This is a genomic window from Labrenzia sp. PHM005, from assembly GCF_006517275.1.
Classification (GTDB): Bacteria; Pseudomonadota; Alphaproteobacteria; order Rhizobiales; family Stappiaceae; genus Roseibium.
Genome location: NZ_CP041191.1, coordinates 2670012 through 2687288, shown reverse-complemented (window position 1 = coordinate 2687288; position 17277 = coordinate 2670012). Strand labels below are relative to the sequence as shown.

16 protein-coding genes are annotated in these 17277 nt (G+C 54.2%); 10 read left to right on the top strand and 6 right to left on the bottom strand.

Annotated elements, in window-relative coordinates:
* The first annotated feature begins 260 nt into the window (after positions 1-260).
* Positions 261-1232 carry a tripartite tricarboxylate transporter substrate binding protein gene (locus tag FJ695_RS12090; RefSeq protein WP_141185688.1) on the top strand — a complete coding sequence of 324 codons (972 nt, stop codon included), beginning with the start codon at positions 261-263 and terminating at the stop codon, positions 1230-1232.
* Positions 1233-1316: 84 nt separating this feature from the next.
* Positions 1317-2363 carry a tripartite tricarboxylate transporter substrate binding protein gene (locus tag FJ695_RS12085; protein ID WP_141185687.1) on the top strand — a complete coding sequence of 349 codons (1047 nt, stop codon included), beginning with the start codon at positions 1317-1319 and terminating at the stop codon, positions 2361-2363.
* Here the strand turns inward: FJ695_RS12085 and dnaG are convergent.
* Both dnaG and FJ695_RS12075 read right to left on the bottom strand, forming a co-directional pair.
* On the bottom strand, positions 2331-4289 hold the full coding sequence (dnaG, locus tag FJ695_RS12080) for a DNA primase (protein ID WP_141185686.1): 1959 nt from the start codon (positions 4287-4289) through the stop codon (positions 2331-2333). The genes FJ695_RS12085 and dnaG overlap by 33 nt on opposite strands.
* A gap of 190 nt (positions 4290-4479) precedes the next feature.
* Complete coding sequence (locus FJ695_RS12075; RefSeq protein WP_168206535.1) at positions 4480-4980, bottom strand: GatB/YqeY domain-containing protein; 501 nt, start codon at positions 4978-4980, stop codon at positions 4480-4482.
* Positions 4981-5225: 245 nt separating this feature from the next.
* Between FJ695_RS12075 and carA the strand changes: the two genes are divergently transcribed.
* On the top strand, positions 5226-6407 hold the full coding sequence (gene carA, locus FJ695_RS12065) for a glutamine-hydrolyzing carbamoyl-phosphate synthase small subunit (protein WP_141185683.1): 1182 nt from the start codon (positions 5226-5228) through the stop codon (positions 6405-6407).
* Positions 6408-6508: 101 nt separating this feature from the next.
* Here carA and FJ695_RS12060 read toward each other — a convergent pair whose 3' ends face one another.
* From FJ695_RS12060 to FJ695_RS12050, 3 genes are all read right to left on the bottom strand, one after another.
* Positions 6509-6796 carry a DUF6868 family protein gene (locus FJ695_RS12060; RefSeq protein WP_141185682.1) on the bottom strand — a complete coding sequence of 96 codons (288 nt, stop codon included), beginning with the start codon at positions 6794-6796 and terminating at the stop codon, positions 6509-6511.
* Between the two features lie 221 nt (positions 6797-7017).
* Positions 7018-7455: a MerR family transcriptional regulator gene (locus FJ695_RS12055; protein WP_141185681.1), complete on the bottom strand. Its 438-nt coding sequence runs from the start codon at positions 7453-7455 to the stop codon at positions 7018-7020.
* Between the two features lie 624 nt (positions 7456-8079).
* Complete coding sequence (locus FJ695_RS12050) at positions 8080-8283, bottom strand: hypothetical protein (protein ID WP_141185680.1); 204 nt, start codon at positions 8281-8283, stop codon at positions 8080-8082.
* Between the two features lie 123 nt (positions 8284-8406).
* On the opposite strand from FJ695_RS12050, the gene FJ695_RS12045 reads away from it, so the two are divergent.
* The 4 genes from FJ695_RS12045 (at position 8407) to FJ695_RS12030 (ending at position 13442) form a co-directional block, all read left to right on the top strand.
* Positions 8407-8688 (top strand): DNA-binding transcriptional regulator, encoded by a 282-nt coding sequence (locus FJ695_RS12045; RefSeq protein ID WP_141185679.1) that lies wholly within the window; start codon positions 8407-8409, stop codon positions 8686-8688.
* A 168-nt stretch (positions 8689-8856) separates the two neighbouring features.
* On the top strand, positions 8857-12219 hold the full coding sequence (gene carB, locus FJ695_RS12040; RefSeq protein ID WP_141185678.1) for a carbamoyl-phosphate synthase large subunit: 3363 nt from the start codon (positions 8857-8859) through the stop codon (positions 12217-12219).
* A gap of 112 nt (positions 12220-12331) precedes the next feature.
* Complete coding sequence (gene greA, locus FJ695_RS12035) at positions 12332-12805, top strand: transcription elongation factor GreA (RefSeq protein ID WP_141185677.1); 474 nt, start codon at positions 12332-12334, stop codon at positions 12803-12805.
* Positions 12806-12944: 139 nt separating this feature from the next.
* Positions 12945-13442, top strand: a complete 498-nt coding sequence (locus FJ695_RS12030) for a hypothetical protein (protein ID WP_141185676.1) — start codon at positions 12945-12947, stop codon at positions 13440-13442.
* A 13-nt stretch (positions 13443-13455) separates the two neighbouring features.
* Here the strand turns inward: FJ695_RS12030 and FJ695_RS12025 are convergent, their stop codons facing one another.
* The gene (locus FJ695_RS12025; RefSeq protein ID WP_141185675.1) at positions 13456-13926 is read right to left on the bottom strand and encodes an Lrp/AsnC family transcriptional regulator; all 471 of its coding nucleotides are present in this window, start codon (positions 13924-13926) and stop codon (positions 13456-13458) included.
* Between the two features lie 199 nt (positions 13927-14125).
* On the opposite strand from FJ695_RS12025, the gene FJ695_RS12020 reads away from it, so the two are divergent.
* Genes FJ695_RS12020 through FJ695_RS12010 form a run of 3 tightly spaced genes read left to right on the top strand, consistent with a single transcriptional unit; the run spans position 14126 to position 17076 of the window.
* Positions 14126-15166, top strand: coding sequence for a mitochondrial fission ELM1 family protein (locus FJ695_RS12020; protein ID WP_209011016.1), 1041 nt, complete (start codon positions 14126-14128; stop codon positions 15164-15166).
* Positions 15167-15175: 9 nt separating this feature from the next.
* A complete protein-coding gene (trxB, locus tag FJ695_RS12015) occupies positions 15176-16144 on the top strand; it encodes a thioredoxin-disulfide reductase (protein WP_141185674.1) in 969 nt (322 codons plus the stop codon).
* Between the two features lie 35 nt (positions 16145-16179).
* On the top strand, positions 16180-17076 hold the full coding sequence (locus FJ695_RS12010) for a LysR family transcriptional regulator (protein ID WP_141185673.1): 897 nt from the start codon (positions 16180-16182) through the stop codon (positions 17074-17076).
* Positions 17077-17277: the final 201 nt, after the last annotated feature.

Sequence of the window (17277 nt, the reverse complement as noted above, 5' to 3'; positions counted from 1 at the left end):
ACTCCAAAATGCAAAACACCAATAAGAAAATTTTTGACATGGTCAAATTTACAATTCCTAACATCAAGTAAAATTTTAAATATTCAAAATTTAATTTCTAATCAAAAATAAATATGCCGGACAATTTTTGACAGGTTACTGACAGCTACAGAACGCACCCTAAGGCAATCAGCAATAATGCGGAGAAAAACTGACCTGCAGGAAGAAAAACAAAAACCTGCCGAAATTCTCAAAAATGAAGTGAAGAAAGAAAGCTTGTCATGTCCACTGGTATCCGTTCGACAACACTAAAATCAGTCACAACTGCAGCTCTTATGGGGCTTTTTCTCACCGGCCCGGTTTTGGCAAAAGAAATCGAAGTGCAATTTCTTATTCCAGGTGGAGAGGGGGGCGGCTGGGACACCACGGCCCGGACGGTTGGAGGTGCCTTAGAAGAAACAAATCATGCCACCGTCAAAGGGTATGAAAACCTGACCGGTGCTGGAGGTGGGCGCGCCCTACTGAGCCTGGTAAACGATCCGGAGAAACATTCAAACACGTTGATGGTTCAGTCTACCCCCTTGGTCATTCGTGCGCTCACTGGAGTTTATCAAAACAACTGGCAGGACATCACGCCCGTTGCGACGATGATTTCCGCCTATCAAGCGGTCGCAGTCCCGGCGACTAGCTCGTTTGAGGACATGAGCAGCTTTGTTGCTGCGCTGAAGGAAAACCCGAAGGATGTCGTCGTCGCAGGTGGTTCCGGCCGTTTGTCCCTTGACCACCTAACGCTTGGATTGATCGCTCAGGCCTCCGGTATTCAGCTTGAGAAACTGAGATACTCCTCCGCAGACGGCGGTAAAGAGGCACTCGACCGCATGCTGGACGGCAAAGTGAAAGCTGTCGTGAGCGGTGTTGGAGAACTCCTGCCAGCCGCTGCAGACGGCCGTATCCGAATCCTAGGCGTTACATCGGCTGAACCGCTCACTGGACTTGATGTTCCGACAATGAAAAGCCAGGGTCTAGATGTGGTTTTTTCCAACTGGCGCGGTTTCTTCACTGCACCGGGTGCAAGCGAAGAGCAAGTCGCAACCTACCGCAAAATGTTGGTGAGCATGTCTGAAACGGGCACTTGGACAGAGGCTCGCGGGAAACACAAATGGGAACCGCTTGTCTTGGTGGGAGATGAGCTGACAGCCTTCCTGGCAAAGCAGGAAAAAGATCTCGGCGAAATTCTGAATAAACTTCAATAGCAACACTGCGAAACACAAACAGTGGCGGCCTCCGCCACTGCTAACCAACCGATTGGTCATGGGTGTTCGGGGAGGAGAACTATCATGTTTTATAGTGACAGATTTCTGCGTGCTGCCCAGCGGCTTCTGACAGCTGCTCTGCTTGGGTTTATTGTTACTTCGACAGCATGTGCCGACACAAAGCCGATCCGGTTCTTGATCCCTGGAAGTCCGGGCGGTGGCTGGGATTCAACGGCGCGGGCAGTTGGGGCAGCGCTCACATCAACAGGTCTTGCCACCGATATCACCTACGAAAATCTCCCGGGCGCGGGCGGGGGCCGGGCGCTGCTAAGCCTGATTAGGTCTCCGAAACGGCATAAAAACACTTTGATGGTTCAATCGGTACCAATCATAATCCGTGCAATTCGAAGCGATTTTCAGCCGGGTTGGCGGGATACCACACCTGTCGCGATCCTCATAAATGACTATCAGGCAATCGCCGTCCCTGCAGATAGTCCATACCAGAACATCTACGCCCTCTTTGCCGCAATCAAATCCTCTCCAGCAAGAGTGCCAATCGCCGGAGGGTCGGAGTACTTTTCACTGGATCACATCACTCTTGGTCTGATTGCACAAGCGGCAGAAATTCCACTCAATAAGATCAGGTATTCCCCTGCCGATGGCGGAGAACAAGCACTCAACCGCATGCTTCAAGGTCAAGTGAAAGCGGTCGTCAGCGGTGTCGGAGAACTCCTCCCGGCGGCGCAAGAAGGCAAGATTAGAATTCTCGGCGTAACCTCGGACGGGCAATTGCAAGGCGTTGCGGCCCCGGCCCTGAATAGTATTGGATTAAATGTTGTGTTTGCGAACTGGCGTGGCTTCTTTTCCGGGGCCAATGCCGAGAATAGCAAAGTAACCCATTATCGGACCATGCTCGCATCTTTGTCCGAGACCCGTGTTTGGGAAAACACGCGACGCGTGCATAAGTGGGAGCCAATGTTTCTTGCCGGAGAACAGATGACGGACTTTCTTCTGGCACAGGAAACAATGCTTCGTGACATTCTTCAGGCCCTAGAAACTGGCGAAGTAAAATCTGAGCCTTCCCAGCTGCAGGTTTCGTCAAATCGAAGCAATAGCACTTCCATCCGCTGATGCAGCTGGGGGTGCTGATCTGATTTTCTTGGCCCGTTCGGCAAGTTCACCTTCTTCACGGGCGCATTCCTCGCGCCGCCGAGCAAGATCTTGCGTCAGGGCCTGGATCCGGTCCCAAGACGTCTCATCCAAGTGTTCATCCGCACTGGCCAGCTCTGATTGCAATTCCTCTTCCAAGGCATTGAGTTCCAACACATCCAGGAAATGAAGGAAGGCCGCCTCGACAAAATCCTCGGGCGGGTTCGCCTTGAGCAGCGGAAAGCGATGGTTGAGCGCAGAAAACTCTGCCTGTTTTTGCTCCTGCAAGCCAATCGTTTCCAGCACCATCTCATGCATGATGTCCTTGAGCGGGTCATCGAAGGAGGAAATCAGGCCGGCAACCGGCGCTGTTTCAAGATCATCAATAATCCGGCACAGCGCATCCCGAACTCCGATGTGCAATTCATTGACAAAGGGCAAGCCCGAGACCCGCTCGAAATTCCGATCCAGAAGATATGGATAGCGCATGCAAAGGCCTAGAACGAGCCGCTCAGTGCCAAAGTCATCGCTGACTGCCACTCGCTCGCGCGCAAGCCCAATGACACCACCGCCAGCAGCCTCGGCACCAGGCTTGCGACCACCTTTACGGTCTTGGCGCGACAATTCGAAAAACAAGTTCGACAGTTTGAACTTCAGGTCCAGCTGATAGCGCCGCTTTACCCGCTCGTCTCGGATGGTGCCGATTAAATCGTCGAAGCGTTTTTCCAGGGCCGCCTTGCGCTCCGGCGTATCCAGCCGGGCAACAGAAATCTCCCGGTCCCAGACCACATCAAACAAGGACTTCGCCCGAGCGGTTTCCTCCTGAAAACCAGAAACACCACGCTGCTTGATGAGATCATCCGGATCCATGCCATCCGGCAGAAAGCTAAATTGGAACGAATAACCGCTTTTGAGCACCGGAAAAATGCGATCAATAGCCCGGTGAGCTGCAGATACACCCGCGGCATCACCGTCGAAACAGATCACCGGTTCAGGAGCAAACCGCCACAGCCGCAGGATCTGGTCTTCGGTAAACGCCGTTCCGAGCGAGGCCACCACATGGCGGATCCCAGCCTGGTAGAGTGCAATCGCATCCATATATCCCTCAACCACCACAGCCTGGTTCAACTTGAAGGCAGGTTCGCGGGCCCGGTGGGCGTTGAACAGCATCGTGCCTTTGTGGAAGAGCGGTGTTTCCGGCGAGTTGAGGTATTTCGGTTGACCATCAGGCAGCATCGTCCGGCCACCAAAGGCAACCACCCGGCCGCGGTCATCCTGGATCGGGATCATCAAACGGCCACGGAACCGGTCATAAGGCGGACGACCGTCCTCCGGTTTGATCAAGAGGCCAGCCTCTATCATCGCCGTTTCGGGAATTCCCTGGCCTTTGAGATGGGATTTCAGCGCATCGCGGCTGTTTGGTGCCAAGCCAAACCGGAATTCGCGCAAAGTCTCCTGAGTGAGCCCGCGTTTTTGGACATAAGCGCGGGCCGCATCACCACGCGGGCTTTTGAATTGTGTTTCGAAAAACTGCGCTGCCATCTCGCATATATCGGCAAGCCCTGCCCGCTTTTGTTCCCGCCGCGCGGCCTGCGGATCCGGAGCAGGTAAGGCAACACCAGCCTGTTCAGCCAGCCGTTCCACGGCTTCGGGAAAGCTCAAACCTTCGGTTTCGGTTAGAAACCTGAAATGATCGCCCGAGGCACCGCAGCCAAAACATTTGTAGCGGTTGCGCCGGTCGTCGACGTGGAAACTCGGGCTCTTTTCCTGGTGAAACGGGCAGCAAGCCCAATAGTCCCCTTTTCCCGGCTGGGTCTTGCGCCGATCCCAGGTAACCCTGCGCGCTACAATTTCGGATAGCGGCAGTCGGGCCCGGATTTCATCAAGTAGGCGCGGCTCAAATCGCATGAAAGTTTATAAATCCGTATCGGCAGAACTAGGAGTGCTCGCACCTTGGCAGCACGCAAGACGGATCAAAATAGGACGTATTTCGATCCTGCACCAGAAGATTGATATCTGATGGGCGCATCTGGGGATGAGATGTGGTCAACCAGGACAGAACAGTCCGGCGGCAGCGATTTATGCTGCCAGCACAAGTTCAGTTACTGGCCTCATCTCCGGGCTCGCCGCCAGTGTTTTCGTTGCCTGCATTGCGCAACATATCCTTCATGACGCAGGACGCCTGAACAAAGTCCATCTTCCCTGGATAACGGGATTTCAATTCACTCATACAGCGGCCAATGTCGCGAAGCCCATGAGCATCAATTTCCTTGACCGTGGACTCGCAGGCCGAGCGAACTTCGGCTTCGCTCAACTGTTCGGGCAAAAATTCCCGGATTATCGCTTGCTCGATGCGCTCCTGTTCAGCCAGATCCAGCTGGCCGCCACTTTCAAACTCTTCCGCAGAAGCATCGCGTTGCCGGAGCATTTTCCGAAGAATATCAACGACCTCATCCTCGTTGACACCATCTTTGCCATGTTCTCTGGCCGCGTTTTCGCGGTCTTTGACAGCAGTTTGTATCAAACGCAGTGTGGCACACCGGCGTTTGTCGCTCGCGTCTTGAGCTGCCCGCAAAGCAGTATTGATTCTTTCTCGCATTGCATCGCGCATGGTTTGCCCCACCTCTGCCACGCGAAACCGCGGGTACGTTTTGCACCCTCTGGCCCGCTCAAGCCAAGTGATTGAATTTTAAAGATCTTTTTTCAGAGGATCAATGTTGACGATCCTGTCCGCTTCCCATAGAGTCCCGCGCTTAATGCAGGCGGCCAGATGCGCGGAAATCCCACGCTCCAATCGCCCTTCCTGCAGCGCATGATGTCACCAACAAACTCTGGATACAAGACATGACGACTGCAGACGCATGGTCCGACACCCCGGCGACCGCCCTGCTTGTGCTCTCCGACGGCAGTGTTATCGAAGGATATGGCTTAGGCGCCACCGGTCAGGCCGTTGGTGAAATCTGTTTCAATACCGCAATGACAGGCTATCAGGAGATCCTGACAGACCCGTCCTATTCCGGTCAGATCATCACCTTCACCTTCCCCCATATCGGCAATGTCGGCACAAATGGCGAAGACATTGAGACCGTGAATATGGCGGCAGACAGCGGTATTCGCGGCACTGTGCTCGCCGCCTCCATCACCGACCCGGCCAATTACCGTGCTGCCCAACACCTAGATGCCTGGCTGAAAAGCCGCAACCTCATCGGTATCAGCGGTGTCGACACGCGTGCACTCACAGCCCTCATTCGCGAGAAGGGTGTTCCCAATGGTGTGATCGCCCATGATCCGGACGGCAACTTTGATTTGGATAACTTGAAGATGGCTGCTGCCAACTGGCCTGGTTTGGTTGGTATGGATCTGGCAAAGGACGTATCGACGGCCCAGACTCACACGTGGTCTCAAAAAACCTGGGTTTGGGATGAAGGCTTTTCCGATGCCGAGGGCGGCAAATTCAAGGTTGTTGCGCTCGATTTCGGCATCAAGCGGAACATCTTGCGCCTTCTGACTGACGCCGGCTGCGATGTCACTGTGCTTCCGGCCAACACGAGCCCTGACGATATTCTTGCCCACAAGCCAGATGGGATATTCCTGTCCAACGGCCCCGGCGACCCAGCCGCCACTGGCGAATACGCTGTCGGCGCCATCAAGTCCGTGATTGATACTGGGCTACCGGTTTTCGGCATTTGCCTTGGCCACCAGATGCTCGCTCTGGCGCTCGGCGGCAAGACCATCAAAATGCACCAGGGTCACCATGGCGCAAACCATCCGGTTCTTGATCAGACCTCCGGCAAAGTTGAGATCACGTCCATGAACCATGGTTTTGCTGTGGACGCGGACAGCCTTCCGGACAACGTCGAGCAAACTCATGTCTCCCTGTTTGACGGATCAAACTGCGGTTTGGCAATGAAAGACAAGCCGGTCTTTTCGGTCCAGTACCATCCCGAAGCGTCTCCTGGCCCGCGTGACAGCCGCTATCTGTTCAAGCGGTTCACCGATTTGATGGACGCCAACAAGGCCGCTTAACAGCTAAGGCAAGTAAACGCGCAGCGGCCAATTTCGCGCTGCTGCGCCACCAGCGCGAACTGCGTGAGACAGGAAACGCCTGCCCCTTGTCTTCATGTGAATTATGTTTTGCGCATGAGTTTGAGTGCGCAATAGGGCACAACATTGAACACAACAATCAAGAGCTTGTATTGGGTCAAAACGTTTACGTAGAACATCCCGATTTCTTGCTGATCGATGTGTAGAATTTCCGAATGCAAAGCCCGCATGTCGCCTGTGGTATAAGCAAGCGCAAATACGCTGCGAATCCAGCTCGGCTCAAATAGAAGCGCAGCAGAACTGATGAGCAGCAGCGTGACGTTCAACACGCAACACCAGCCCACAAAAGCTGTAATCTCTTTCTTGGTCATCAGACATGCCCTACCGCTAATCTGAAACACCTGAGGCCGAGCCTAGATAGCAAAGGCATCTCGAGTATATCGGAATAGGTAAAAATAACAATTTTGACACCCAAGCCATAACTGCAAAACAGGCCGTTTGCGGAAGTCGACCGAATGTTTCAAACATGACTGCAACAAAAAAACCGGCGGCCAAACCAGCCGCCGGTGTGTTTTTAACCTGCTTGTTTTGATCAGCTGATCAGCTGATCAAAAGATGTCAGGATTTCGTCGACTTCGACAATTTGCTCATCGAGCATCTGTTTTTGCTCCAGCAGGATTTCCTGCTGTGCAGCGCAGATCTGTTGCAGCTCCTTGAATTGATCGCCGCGCGGTGTATTGCCCTCAACCAGAGAAATTACCCGCCGGATCTCAACGAGGGTGAGACCGATTTTCTTAGCCTGCAAGATCACCCGCATCCGCGATACATCGCGTGCACCATAGAACCGGCGGGCGCCTTTGCGGACTGGATTCAATAGGCCTTTTTCTTCATAAAACCGAAGTGTCCGCAGAGTTACTCCGAACCGCTCCGACATTTCGGAGATCGCCAAAGGACGGTCTTCCTGAGGGACTTCAGTGTCCGGACCAGCTATGTCCGGAACTACCACCATTTTCGTAGCTACGTTGTTCATACTTTCTTGCCCGATCGTTTTATTCCTCTTGAAGCTTGATCCGGCCCGCAGCACATCTGAACTCTGGGTCCCACCATCCGTCGTTCCGATATTAACGTCCTGCAAGCACAGCCCACGTCACCGCATCGATGCGGAATTCACAGTGTGGGCACACAGCACCAAACTCACTAGAGACTAAGCGCGTACAGCTTTACACCGGTTTTGTAGAAAAAATCCAGTAGAAACCAACTCGTCTCCGCCTTTTTTTTACACAACCGGAGTTAATGATAACCATATTCTCTATTCACCCAAGGAAGTAGGCGTCATTTTTAGGGGAAAAACAGAAGCAATTAATACGTATTCTGGACAAATATGAATTATCGATAATTAAATATATTATCAACATTATAAATTCAGGCAAAATTTAACTTCTCACGCGACGACAAGTTCGCAAGTTTAATTATAAGGAAAACTTCATAATTACCCTGACAATTATTACATTAGGACTTGATATTATCGATAATTGGAAAAACTCTGCCCAGAAGTTTGCTCCGTCGCCTTTCAACAATAACCGATATATTGCAATTCAAGTAATTGTCCGCCACCAACATTCGACCAAACGCCGGACACCAGATAAGCCGAAAATTAATTTTCACAACCGCGTATTTCTGGAATTGTTGGCGCTTTGACGCCGCCGAATATCCCGTTGACCAGAAAATTTCCGCGGTGATTCGCTCCAAAGTGACCTGGATGAACAAGTATTTGACGGCGGGAAATCTCAAGATTCGGCATACCGTGCTCTGCCGGTTTGGCAAATCCGAGTTGGCACTCCAGCGCTTCTGCGGTCATTTCCGAAGTCGCACTATGTGCACTTCCGGATTGACAATCACCTGCATAAGCTATTTGTGTCAGGAACTTGCGGCTGCCTGTGCAGGCGCCCTCATACACTGAAGCTCGACATCTGTATTTAAAATGCCCGATTCAAAATCCAAATCCATCAATGCCATCATGACACCGGATCAATTCCGGAGCTGGCGGAGAACGCTCGGGTTGAAACAAAAAGATGCGGCCGAACAACTTGGCCTGAAGAAGCGGATGCTCCAGTACTATGAGAAGGGAAACCGGGATGGCCGGCCGGTTGAAATTCCAAAATCCATCCGTCTTGCCTGTTATGCCCTGTCTCAAGGAATAGCCGATTTTGACGGACAAACGGCCACCGAACTTGGCTCATCCGCCGACAATTCGGACAAGTGAAACACTTTCCTTTCCAGAAACATCACCTTTGACACTATCCGGGGTTCCCACGCGGCCCGGTTTTGCCTATAAGACGCGCTCAGCCAACATCGTCATTCACTAACGACCGAGCAGACCGGAAGCAAATGCCCGCTTTCCCGGACCGCTCGCTTCGAGCTGCGAGCCCAGATGCCTAAACGCACAGATATTTCTTCCATCCTGATCATTGGTGCCGGCCCGATTGTTATCGGCCAAGCCTGCGAATTCGACTATTCGGGAACCCAGGCCTGTAAGGCACTGCGCGAAGAGGGCTACCGTATCATTCTGGTCAACTCCAATCCGGCGACGATCATGACCGATCCGGACTTGGCCGATGCGACTTACATCGAGCCGATCACGCCTGACCTGGTTGCAAAAATCATTGAGAAAGAACGCCCGGACGCGTTGTTGCCGACCATGGGCGGTCAAACCGCGTTGAACTGCGCCCTCGACCTGGAGCAGATGGGTGTTCTGGAGAAATTCGGTGTGCAGATGATCGGTGCTCGCGCCGATGTCATCGATAAAGCGGAAGACCGTGAAAAATTCCGCGCCGCCATGGATGCCATTGGCCTGGAAAATCCGCGTGCAGCCATCGCCTCATCACCGGCCATCCGGGACGAAGACGGCAGGATTACAGGTTATGACCGGAATGCCGGTTATCTGGAAGCGATGCGCGCGATCGACGAGATCGGCCTGCCAGCCATTATCCGTCCTGCGTTCACCCTCGGCGGAACTGGCGGCGGTGTCGCTTACAACCGCGAAGAATTCGAGACGATCGTCCGCTCCGGCATTGATGCCTCACCGGTAGGCCAGGTCCTGATCGATGAGAGCCTTTTGGGCTGGAAAGAATATGAAATGGAGGTCGTTCGCGACAAGGCGGACAACTGCATCATCATCTGTTCCATTGAAAACGTCGATCCAATGGGCGTGCATACCGGTGATTCGATCACCGTCGCCCCTGCATTGACCCTGACCGACAAAGAATACCAGATCATGCGGGACGCCTCGATCGCCGTCCTGCGTGAAATTGGTGTCGAAACCGGCGGCTCGAATGTTCAGTTCGCCGTCAATCCGGAAAACGGCCGTCTGGTCGTCATCGAGATGAACCCGCGCGTCTCCCGCTCGTCTGCTTTGGCGTCCAAGGCAACCGGATTCCCGATCGCCAAGATCGCAGCGAAGCTGGCGGTCGGCTACACGCTGGACGAACTTGAAAACGACATCACGGGCGGCGCGACACCAGCTTCCTTTGAGCCGACCATCGACTATGTGGTCACCAAGATCCCGCGCTTTGCCTTTGAAAAGTTCCCGGGCTCCGAGCCGTATCTGACGACCGCAATGAAGTCAGTCGGAGAAGTTATGGCGATCGGCCGGACCTTCAATGAAAGCCTGCAAAAAGCACTGCGCGGTCTGGAGACCGGCCTCAATGGCCTGGATGAAGTCGAGATCCCTGGTCTCGACCAAGGCGATGACCGTAACGCAATGCGAGCGGCTGTTTCCACCGCAACACCAACCCGGCTTCTGTCTGTCGCCCAGGCCATGCGGCTTGGCATGAGTGTTGAAGAAATCAATCAGGCCAGTGGTATCAACACCTGGTTCCTGGAACAGATGGCCGACATCCTGGCGATGGAGGCCAAGATCCGGAACATCGGGCTGCCCAAAGACGCTGCAAACCTGCGCAAGCTCAAAGGAATGGGCTTTTCAGATGCTCGCCTGGCAAGCCTGGCCGGTGTAGATACGGACGACATCGTCAAGCTGCGCGGAGAATTGGAGGTTCATCCGGTGTACAAGCGGATTGACACCTGTGCGGCAGAATTCGCCTCCCCGACGGCTTACATGTATTCCACATATGAAGCGCCGTTCATGGGCAAGCCAGCCTGCGAAGCCAATCCGTCTGACAAGAAGAAAGTCGTCATTCTCGGCGGCGGTCCAAACCGGATTGGCCAGGGCATCGAGTTTGATTACTGCTGCTGTCACGCAGCCTTCGCACTGGAAGACGCCGGCTACGAGACCATCATGGTCAACTGTAACCCGGAAACCGTCTCCACCGACTATGATACATCCGACCGGCTCTATTTCGAGCCGCTGACACCGGAAGACGTTCTGGAAATCATCCGCAAGGAACAGGAAAACGGCACCTTGCACGGCGTGATCGTTCAGTTCGGCGGTCAGACACCACTGAAACTGGCCCAATCCCTTGTTAAAGCCGGCGTGCCAATTCTTGGCACCTCTCCAGACATGATTGATCTGGCGGAAGACCGGGACCGGTTCCAGAAGCTCTTGATCAAACTTGGCCTGAAACAGCCGGAAAATGGCATTGCCTATTCCGTCGAACAAGGGCGCCTGATTGCAAGCCAGCTCGGTCTGCCGCTGGTCGTCCGGCCGTCTTATGTTCTGGGTGGCCGCGCCATGCAGATCATCCGCGACGAAGAAGCGCTCAATTCCTATCTTCTTGGCACTTTGCCAGAGCTGGTGCCTGCCGAAGTCCGCGCCAAGTATCCAAACGACAAGACTGGCCAGATCAACACGGTCCTGGGCACCAACCCGCTGTTGTTCGACCGCTATCTTGAGGGCGCCATCGAAGTTGACGTCGACGCACTCTGCGACGGCAAGGATGTTTTTGTCTGCGGCATCATGGAGCACATCGAGGAAGCCGGCATTCACTCCGGTGACAGCGCCTGCTCCCTGCCGCCGTTCTCTCTCTCAAAAGAGCTGATTAACGAACTGAAACGCCAGACAACGGAAATGGCGCTTGCGCTCGAGGTCGGTGGCCTGATGAACGTGCAATTCGCCATCAAGGACGACGAGATCTACGTTCTTGAGGTCAACCCGCGCGCATCCAGAACGGTTCCCTTTGTTGCCAAAACAGTTGGCGCACCAATCGCCAAGATCGCCAGCCGGATCATGGCCGGCGAAAGCCTTGCGTCATTTGGTCTCAGTGAGAAAAAGCTGGACCATATCGCGGTCAAGGAAGCTGTCTTCCCGTTTGCGCGCTTCCCAGGTGTCGACACGATCCTCGGCCCGGAAATGCGCTCTACCGGGGAAGTCATGGGTCTCGACAACGGTTTTGGCCGCGCCTTTGCGAAATCTCAGATTGGCTGCGGCACAGGTGTCCCGGAAAAGGGCACCGTGTTTGTGTCCATGCGCGATCAGGACAAGGCCGGTGTCGTCGATGCCGTCAGAAGCCTGGAAGAAGCTGGTTTTACCATCATTGCCACCGCCGGTACGCAAACGTATCTGCAGGAGCAAGGCATCGAGGCGAAAAAGATCAACAAGGTCATGGAAGGCCGTCCGCATATTGTTGACGCGGTGAAGAACGGCGAAGTTCAGCTGGTGTTCAACACGACAGAAGGCGCCCAGGCAATCTCTGACAGCCGCTCCATGCGCCGCGCAGCGCTCCTGAACAAGGTGCCCTATTACACCACGCTGGCAGGCTCTGTGGCCGCGGCGAAGGGGATCTGCGCACATAAAGCGGGGAGTCTTGAAGTTAGGCCTTTGCAATCCTACTTCGCGTGAGGCTAATATGGCTGTTCACCGGCCGGGAAAGAGATCCTTTCCCGGCTGGGTTTGTTTTTTTTATAGCGCGGTCTTCTTTAGAAAGACCCAATAAGCTGAAGGTCTGAGACCCATGGAAAAAGTTCCGATGACCTCCGCCGGGTACACCATGCTCCAAGAAGAGCTGAAAGAGCGTACCGGTACTGAGCGCCCGCGAATTGTCGATGCCATCTCTGAGGCACGTGCGCATGGCGACCTATCGGAAAATGCCGAGTATCACGCAGCCAAGGAAGCTCAGAGCCTGAATGAAGGCCGGATTGCGGAACTGGAAGACAAGCTCTCCCGCGCCGAAGTGATCGACGTCAGCAAACTGTCCGGTGATGTTGTAAAATTTGGTGCAACCGTATCTCTCATTGATGAGGACACGGAAGAAGAGAAGAAATACATGATCGTGGGTGACGTTGAATCGGACGTCAAACAAAGCAAGGTCTCGATTTCGTCTCCGATCGCGCGTGCACTGATTGGCAAATCCGTTGGGGACAGTGTCGAAGTTGCAGCGCCCGGTGGTGCCCATTCCTATGAGATCGTTGACGTAAAATACCTCTGATACGTCCGCGACTTAAGAACCAAATTTCCGCCTGAAAAATCAACTTCCCATTGACCCTGGCCGCTTATTCGGCAGAGGTACTTCTATCTGGCCGCGAAAGTCACTAAAGTTGCGGCCATAAAGATGTGGAGGTCTTGGAATGGTTTTTCAGGCGATCGGTTTCTGGTTGTTGGTGCTGGCCATCCCTTTGTGGGCCTACCGGTATTACCTATCTTTCCGATTGGAACCCCGTGAGCGCGATGCCTTTAAGCGCCTGCTTCAGCGGGCCGATGAAAAGGCACTTGTATTTGCCATCAAGCTGTTTGGTTTCCTTGTCGCCTTGAGTGCCAGCGTCTTGGCTTTGATCGCCCTGCTCGGGTATATCAAATACGGCAATTCACAAATTGGCAGCTACCGGGAAGTTGTTCGAAACCGGATCTATTCCGGCGTCGATACGGTCGATAATGCCCTCGACACGTTCCACTATGATCAATGGCTGCCCATAGCGATCCTGATCACCTGCGCCCTGCTCACCATCAGCTTCACGCTCGTGGGAACCGCACTCCGGGACATTTCGCTCTTGCGCCGCCTGCATTCACGCCTGAAAAAGATTGGTAAGGGGAACAAGACTGCCCCCGAAAATCCACAGAACGCTTAAACAATCAGAAATATCAGCCGTCGATCGGAACGACAGGCTCGTCTTTGGTCCGGCGGATCGTCAAAGCTGTGCGCACGCTATCGACGTTGGGCGCGGCCGTCAGCTCCCGGATGACAAAGTTCTGAAACGTCTGCAGATCAGGCGAGACGCATTTCAATAGAAAATCAACCTCGCCCGACAGCATGTAGCTCTCGCGGACGAGCGGCCATTTTTCCACCGTCTGCTCAAAGGCAAGCAAATCTGCTTCAGTCTGACTATGAAGTCCGACCATTGCAAAGGCGGTGACATCATAACCAAGCTGTTTCTCGTCAAGGAGCGTCCGGTAGCCCTGGATCAACCCTGCTTCTTCAAGGGCCCGGACCCGCCGAAGACAGGGCGGCGCAGATATACCGACCCGGCGTGCCAACTCAACGTTGGTCATCCGGCCATCATCTTGCAATTCCTTTAGGATCTGCCAGTCAATGGCATCAAGGCGCGCTTTCACACCGCTCTCCTTTGGATATTATATCGAGGTGCCGCCATACAGGGCCGGTGAAGGCTAAGCATGAGGTTCCGGAGGACTTGAGATTCATACACAAACGTGTTTCTTCGGTGCCGAGTTATGACTTTTTGCGCGTTTGTGCAAGACTATAACAAAATTGCGCACAATCTTGAAAGATTCCGACCGGGACACCTTGCAATTTATGCTGAGATCGATGGCATCGCCCAGCACCATTTGGATACTGTCAGATGGCAAGGCGGGCGACGTGGCTCAATGTGTCGGAGTCGCCGAAGCACTCCACCTGCCCTATGAAATGCGAACCGTAGCACCTAAGCCGCCCTACTCCTGGTGGCTGCCCTATGGCCCGTTTCCTCCGAAAGATCGCGAAACGCATGCAGACAGCCCAATAGCGCCGCCCTACCCCGACATTGCCCTCGCCTCCGGACGCCGGGCTGCTGCCTATCTGAAGCGTGTCAAAAAAGCTTCCGGCGGCAAGACCTTCACGGTATTTTTAAAAGACCCCAGAACCGGTCCGGGAAGTGCCGACCTCATTTGGGTGCCGGAGCACGATAAACTGCGTGGCCTAAACGTTCTGGTCACCCCCACATCGCCACATAAGTTTTCGGCAAGCCGCCTGGCAGAATTGAAGTCCGAACCATTTCCGGAGATTGATTCCCCGCCAGCCCCTAAAGTTGCTGTTTTGCTCGGCGGGGACAGCCGTCACCACACCTTCACTGAATCTGACCAAAAGCGATTTATTGACGGTTTGAGACAGATGGCCACCGATGACCAGGCTCATTTCCTGATCACGGTTTCCCGGCGCACGCCTGCCGACTTAGCGAAGGCCGTCGAGGAGTTGGCAATCAGCGGCGGACACTATTTTTGGGCAGGGGACGGCCCCAATCCCTATGGCCACTTCCTTGCAAAAGCCGACGCCTTTGTTGCAACGGCCGATTCCACAAACATGATCGGCGAAGCAACCTCGACCGGACGGCCAATTCATGTGTTCCATCCAAGCGGTGGTCACGACAAAATCACCCGGTTTTTGGGGACTTTGGAACAGCTCGGCTGTGTTCACCCCTTTCCAGGACCGATGAAAACCACTACCTACGAGCCGATTGATGCTACGCCTGTGATCGCGGAACGGATTCTGGCAGACTACAGCGCGCTTCACCATGCCGGAACGCCCTCATCTGGGGAAGAACATCCAGCAGTCACGGTTGAGACAAGAAAAACGGATTAAACTACGCCCATGAGTACACAGCACAGCAAACTCTTGATCGTCGGCTCCGGCCCTGCTGGTTATACCGCTGCGATTTACGCAGCCCGCGCGATGATCGAGCCGACCCTAGTGTCCGGTATCCAGCCAGGCGGTCAGTTGACCATCACCACGGATGTTGAGAACTACCCCGGATTCGCTGATCCGGTGATGGGCCCTTGGCTCATGGAGCAAATGCAGAAGCAGGCTGAAAATGTCGGCACAAAGATGGTCTATGACACCATCATCAAGGCCGACCTCTCCGAACGCCCCTTCCGCCTGGAAGCAGACAGCGGCACGACGTTCACCGCTGATGCGCTCGTGATTGCCACCGGCGCACAGGCCCGCTGGCTCGGCCTTCCCTCTGAGCAGGACTATATGGGTGCTGGCGTCTCAGCCTGCGCCACCTGTGACGGGTTCTTCTACCGCAATAAGGAAGTTGTTGTTGTCGGTGGTGGCAATACAGCTGTTGAAGAGGCGCTTTACCTCGCCAACCTTGCGTCCAAAGTAACCTTGGTGCATCGCCGCGACAGCCTGCGCGCAGAGAAGATCCTGCAGGACCGTCTGTTTGCCCACGAGAAGATCGACATCATCTGGGATCACCAGGTCGACGAAATCCTTGGAGGCGGTGAACCGAAAGCCGTGACTGGTGTGCGGTTGAAGAACACGCAAACTGGCGACCATCAGGAAGTTTCCGCCGACGGCGTCTTCATCGCAATCGGCCACGCACCTTCTGTCGAGCTGTTCAAGGACCAGTTGACGCTAAAGTCTAACGGCTATCTGGAAACAGCTCCAGATTCCACGAAGACCTCCATTCCGGGTGTCTTTGCTGCAGGTGATGTCACCGATGACATCTACCGCCAGGCTGTGACCGCAGCCGGCATGGGCTGCATGGCAGCTTTGGAAGCTGAAAAGTTTCTTGCCAAGCAAGAAACTGCGAGCACGCAACAAGCTGCGGAATAGCACAGTAATCCCAGATGAATGGATAGGGGATTGTGATGGATTGGGACAAATTGCGTATCTTTCATGCGGCCGCTAAAGCGGGCAGCTTTACCCATGCGGGCGATACGCTTCACATGAGTCAATCCGCCGTCAGCCGCCAGGTCAGTGCGCTTGAGCATGATCTGGGGGTGCCCCTGTTCCACCGCCATGCCCGCGGGCTTTTGCTAACAGAGCAAGGCGAATTGCTCTACCGCACTGCCAGCGACGTGCTGATGAAGCTGGAAGCAGTGCAATCAAGCCTGACGGACAGCAAGGAAAAACCGTCCGGCACATTGCGTGTGACAACGACTGTTGGCCTCGGCTCAACCTGGCTTGCCACGCGCATCCGGAGTTTCATTGACATCTATCCGGATGTGAACCTGCAGCTGATCTTCGATGATGATGAGCTTGACCTCGGCATGCGTCAGGCAGATGTTGCAATCCGTTTGCGCCAGCCAACCCAGCCGGATCTGATCCAGCGCAAGCTGTTCACGGTGCATTTTCACGTCTTTGCATCACCGGATTATATCCAGCGGTTCGGCGCGCCCTCGACAATCGAAGAGATTGACGACCATCGCATCATCACTTTCGGTGAGCAGGCCCCCGCCTATCTGCGCTCAATGAACTGGCTGGTGACTGCTGGCCGCGCTGACGGTAGTCCCCGGAGGTCTGTGCTTCAGGTCAACAACATTATCGCCATCAAACGGGCGGTTCAGACCGGCGCGGGCATTGCCATGTTGCCGGACTACATCATCGACAGCGGGGCCAACTTGGTTCCCGTTCTTGCCGAGCAGGAAGACAAGGTGCCGTCTTTTGACACCTATTTCGTCTATCCCTCGGAACTGAAGAACACCGCCCGTGTCACCGCTTTCCGGGAATTCCTGCTGCAGAACGCTCAAAAATGGGTCTATTGATTCGAACAATCGGCGGTAAATGGCCGTCCGCATCAAAACATCTTACTTGGCTAGAATGAGAGATTTCGAGGCAGACCACCTGTCCACTTCGTCAGCATCCACCCCAAAACTCCGCAAAGAACACCGGATCTTTGCTGCAGCGCACACTATTTAATTCAGTACGGACACGCCGAAAGTACGGAAAAACAAGGGAAATTGGGA

Bases quoted from the DNA above. Each gene is read 5' to 3' on its own strand.
- greA (WP_141185677.1), top strand. From the start codon at position 12,332: ATGGAAAAAGTTCCGATGACCTCCGCCGGGTACACCATGCTCCAAGAA.
- dnaG (WP_141185686.1), bottom strand. From the start codon at position 4,289: ATGCGATTTGAGCCGCGCCTACTTGATGAAATCCGGGCCCGACTGCCG.
- FJ695_RS12020 (WP_209011016.1), top strand. From the start codon at position 14,126: ATGCTGAGATCGATGGCATCGCCCAGCACCATTTGGATACTGTCAGAT.
- FJ695_RS12075 (WP_168206535.1), bottom strand. From the start codon at position 4,980: ATGCGAGAAAGAATCAATACTGCTTTGCGGGCAGCTCAAGACGCGAGC.
- FJ695_RS12030 (WP_141185676.1), top strand. From the start codon at position 12,945: ATGGTTTTTCAGGCGATCGGTTTCTGGTTGTTGGTGCTGGCCATCCCT.
- carB (WP_141185678.1), top strand. From the start codon at position 8,857: ATGCCTAAACGCACAGATATTTCTTCCATCCTGATCATTGGTGCCGGC.
- carA (WP_141185683.1), top strand. From the start codon at position 5,226: ATGACGACTGCAGACGCATGGTCCGACACCCCGGCGACCGCCCTGCTT.
- FJ695_RS12085 (WP_141185687.1), top strand. From the start codon at position 1,317: ATGTTTTATAGTGACAGATTTCTGCGTGCTGCCCAGCGGCTTCTGACA.
- FJ695_RS12090 (WP_141185688.1), top strand. From the start codon at position 261: ATGTCCACTGGTATCCGTTCGACAACACTAAAATCAGTCACAACTGCA.
- FJ695_RS12010 (WP_141185673.1), top strand. From the start codon at position 16,180: ATGGATTGGGACAAATTGCGTATCTTTCATGCGGCCGCTAAAGCGGGC.
- FJ695_RS12060 (WP_141185682.1), bottom strand. From the start codon at position 6,796: ATGACCAAGAAAGAGATTACAGCTTTTGTGGGCTGGTGTTGCGTGTTG.
- trxB (WP_141185674.1), top strand. From the start codon at position 15,176: ATGAGTACACAGCACAGCAAACTCTTGATCGTCGGCTCCGGCCCTGCT.
- FJ695_RS12045 (WP_141185679.1), top strand. From the start codon at position 8,407: ATGCCCGATTCAAAATCCAAATCCATCAATGCCATCATGACACCGGAT.
- FJ695_RS12055 (WP_141185681.1), bottom strand. From the start codon at position 7,455: ATGAACAACGTAGCTACGAAAATGGTGGTAGTTCCGGACATAGCTGGT.
- FJ695_RS12050 (WP_141185680.1), bottom strand. From the start codon at position 8,283: ATGACCGCAGAAGCGCTGGAGTGCCAACTCGGATTTGCCAAACCGGCA.